Annotated in this window: 3 protein-coding genes; 2 read left to right on the forward strand and 1 reads right to left on the reverse strand. The window is 71.3% G+C overall.

Annotated elements, in window-relative coordinates; translation table 11 throughout:
• On the reverse strand, positions 1-857 hold an 857-nt coding region (locus ACTHMS_RS19255; protein WP_440308280.1), incomplete at its 3' end, for a protein kinase domain-containing protein.
• A 247-nt stretch (positions 858-1,104) separates the two neighbouring features.
• Between ACTHMS_RS19255 and ACTHMS_RS19260 the strand changes: the two genes are divergently transcribed.
• Both ACTHMS_RS19260 and lat read left to right on the forward strand, forming a co-directional pair.
• On the forward strand, positions 1,105-1,563 hold the full coding sequence (locus tag ACTHMS_RS19260; protein ID WP_440308281.1) for an Lrp/AsnC family transcriptional regulator: 459 nt from the start codon (positions 1,105-1,107) through the stop codon (positions 1,561-1,563).
• Between the two features lie 67 nt (positions 1,564-1,630).
• Complete coding sequence (gene lat, locus ACTHMS_RS19265; protein ID WP_440308282.1) at positions 1,631-2,953, forward strand: L-lysine 6-transaminase; 1,323 nt, start codon at positions 1,631-1,633, stop codon at positions 2,951-2,953.
• Positions 2,954-3,083: the final 130 nt, after the last annotated feature.

Raw genomic sequence — 3,083 nt, forward strand, 5'->3', positions numbered from 1 at the left:
TTCGTCCCGGTCAGCAGCTGGGTGCGGGGCCAGTGCTGGCCGACCTCGACGTGGCGCAGCTCCTCGGCGAACCACGCCGCCGACGGCGGCCGCGCGCCCGGGTCGACCGACATGCCCCAGGCCAACAGGTCCTGCACGGGCAGGGGCACCTCGGCCGGCAGCGGCGCGTGGGCGCCGCGCAGGATGCGCAGCGAGGTCTCGGCCGCCGCCTCGCCCTCGTACATCGGGTACGGCGCGTGACCGGCCAGGATGTCGTAGAGGGTGACGGCCAGGCCGTACACGTCCGTGGCGCGGCACGGCACGCCGCCCTCGAGCAGTTCGGGCGCCGTGAACGGCGTGGTGCGGTGCAGCGCGTACGACGCGACCTTCTCGAGCGCCACCGCCTCGTCGAACGAGGCGAGCACGGTCTCGCCCCACTCGGTGACGGCGATGGCATCGGGACGGACGTCGGTGTGCAGCCAGCCGCCGTCGTGCAGCGTCTCGAGCGCGCCGGCGAGCTTGATGCCGAGCGAGACGACCAGCCGGACGTCCGGCCGGTAGGCGCCGGTGAGATAACCAAGCGTCCCGACCGCGCGCTCCAGCACGAGCGCCGGACGGCCGTCGCGCAGCCGTATCTGCTCGTACATCGTGATGATGTTCGGGTGGTGGCCGACGCGGCCCAGCAGTGCGGCCTCCTGCAGGATCGGCTCGCTCGTCCACGCCGACTCGCCGGTGTGGGTGGCCTTGACCAGCACCCGCCGGCCGTCCTGCAGCCGGGCGTCGTAGATGGCCGACCGAGGCTCGGCGCGCAGCAGTTCCACGTCGGCGAACCGGGGGTCCGCCGCGATCGCGTCGTTCTTCGAGCGCGCGTGCGTCATGCCGTCGACCGTCCTCCCGTCCGTCACAGTACTCACACGCGTTTTACAACGGAAGGGTCGGACGAAAAAGATCTTGAAAAAAGGTTTCGCAAACAAGGGCGAAACGGACAGCGGGTTGTTTGAGCAGGCGGTGCGGGTGGGTAGACAACGCCCTCGCTCCGACGCTGACGATCTTCAGGCCGGTCGGGACGCGGCTGCACGCCGTTCGTCCCGAGGCGGTGTCCTGTCGCGGCGATAGCCTGCCTGCGTGCCTCCAGCCCTCGACGACCCGATCGACCGCCGACTGGCCGCCGCGCTGCGTCAGGACGGGCGGGCCACGCTGCGCACGCTCGCCCAGATCAGTGGCCTGTCGGTCTCGGCCGTCCAGGCACGCGTGCGGCGGCTCGAGGCGGACGGGGTGATCAAGGGCTACGCCGCCCTCGTCGACCCCGAGTCGCTCGGCCTCCCGCTCGCGGCCCTCATCGCGATCACGCCCCGCGACCCCGAGCACGAGTACGACATCCCCGAGAAGCTCGCCGAGCTGCCCGAGGTCGAGGCCTGTCACTCGGTCGCCGGCGAGGACAGCTTCGTGCTGTTCGTGCGGGTGAACGGGCCGACCGCGCTCGAGGAGCTGATCCGCGAGGTGCGGCGGCGCACGAACACGTCGACGCGCACGACCGTCGTCCTGCAGACGTTCTTCGATCGTGGACCGCAACCGCGCCACTGACCGCCGACGCGGGAACTTTTCCGGTGGGACGCTGACAGCACGGGAGCATTTCCCGTACTCTTCCGGCATGACCGTCATCCCTCGCGCTGCGCTCGATGCCGACCATGTCCACGACAGCCTGTCCCGGCACATGCTGGTCGACGGCTTCGACCTCGTGCTCGACCTCGATGCGTCGTCCGGCTCGACCCTCGTCGACGCCCGCGACGGCCGCGCGTACCTCGACCTGTTCACGTTCTTCGCGTCGTCCGCGCTGGGGATGAACCATCCCGCGCTGACGGGGCCGACCGCCCGTGACGAGCTCGGCCGGGTGGCCGCGAACAAGCCGAGCAACTCCGACGTCTACAGCGTGCCGATGGCTCGCTTCGTCGAGGCCTTCGCGCGGGTGCTCGGCGACCTGCGGCTGCCGCACCTGTTCTTCGTCGACGGCGGCGCGCTCGCGGTCGAGAACGCGCTGAAGGTGGCGTTCGACTGGAAGAGCCGCTGGAACGAGGCGCACGGCCTCGACCCGGCGCTCGGCACCCAGGTGCTGCACCTCGAGCGGGCCTTCCACGGCCGGTCGGGGTACACGATGAGCCTGACCAACACCGACCCGGTGAAGGTCGCGCGCTTCCCGAAGTTCGCCTGGCCGCGCATCCCGTCGCCGTCGATCAACGGCACCGACGACGTGGTCGCCGACGAGCAGCGCGCGCTGGCCGCCGCACGCGCCGCGTTCGAGGCGAACCCGCACGACATCGCCTGCTTCATCGCCGAGCCGATCCAGGGCGAGGGCGGCGACAACCACTTCCGTCCCGAGTTCCTGCAGGCGATGCAGGCGCTGTGCCACGAGTTCGACGCGCTGTTCGTGCTGGACGAGGTGCAGACCGGTGTCGGCCTCACCGGCACCGCATGGGCCTACCAGCAGCTCGGCGTCGAGCCGGACGTCGTGGCCTTCGGCAAGAAGACCCAGGTCTGCGGCGTGATGGCCGGCGGCCGCGTCGACGAGGTGCCCGACAACGTCTTCGCGGTCTCGTCCCGCATCAACTCGACCTGGGGCGGCAACCTCACCGACATGGTGCGCTCGCGCCGCATCCTCGAGGTCATCGAGACGCACGACCTGTTCGCCCGCGCGGCCACGCTCGGTCAGCGGCTGCTCGACGGGCTGCACCTGCTCGCCGCCCGCCACGACGTCGTCCGCGACGTCCGCGGCCGCGGCCTCATGTGCGCCTTCACCCTGCCGGACGCTGCGCTGCGCGACGCCGTGATCACCCGCCTGCGCGAGGACGAGTCGGTGCTCGTGCTCGGCAGCGGCACCACGAGCATCCGCTTCCGTCCGGCGCTCACGGTCACCGCCGACGAGCTCGACCGCGGCCTCGCCGCCCTCGACCGGGTGCTCACCGCCCTCACCGCCTGACCGCCCGCAGCCCGGCCCCGGGGCGACGGATCGCCGCACCGGGTGACGGATCGCTGCGCCGTGTGACGGATCAGCGCGGCGGGGGGTGAAGAAGAAAAAACACCAGAGAGCCGCCCCACCCCCCAACCAC

The sequence above is a fragment of the Jatrophihabitans sp. genome, assembly GCF_051960575.1.
Lineage (GTDB): Bacteria > Actinomycetota > Actinomycetes > Mycobacteriales > Jatrophihabitantaceae > JBQCEE01.